Here is a 474-nt window from a genome sequence, read left to right as displayed (position 1 = left end):
TCCTTGATACCACCAATACTACGCTCTAGCTTCTGCATTTCGCGAGTCAGCATCAAAGATTCTTTTTTAGTCAACTTATCAAAAGTACCATCAGTGCTTTGAGTCTCAAGATCGCGGAAACGACGAATGCTCTGACGAATCGTTTTGTAGTTAGTCAACATACCACCCAACCAACGGTGGTTTACGTAAGGCATACCAGCGCGGCTTGCCTCTTCTTTAACAATCTTGCCAGCAGCACGCTTAGTACCAACGAACAATACCTTGTTCTTACCTTCTGACAGCTTTTTAACGAAAGCTAAAGATTCATTAAACGCAGGAACTGTTTGCTCCAGGTTAATGATGTGAATTTTGTTACGAGCACCAAAGATGTACTTACCCATTTTAGGGTTCCAGTAACGAGTTTGGTGACCAAAGTGTACACCTGCTTTAAGCAGGTCACGCATAGATACTGATGCCATGTTCTTTTCCTTTAAT

Annotated in this window: 1 protein-coding gene; it reads right to left on the bottom strand. The window is 42.2% G+C overall.

Going from position 1 to position 474, the window contains the following annotated elements:
- On the bottom strand, positions 1-458 hold a 458-nt coding region (rpsB, locus tag A3756_RS01940; RefSeq protein ID WP_068552799.1), incomplete at its 3' end, for a 30S ribosomal protein S2.
- Between the last annotated feature and the right edge of the window lie 16 nt (positions 459-474).

Source organism: Oleiphilus sp. HI0086 (assembly GCF_001635225.1).
The sequence above is the reverse complement of the archived record's forward strand: the minus strand, read 5'-3'. Positions and strand labels throughout refer to the sequence as shown.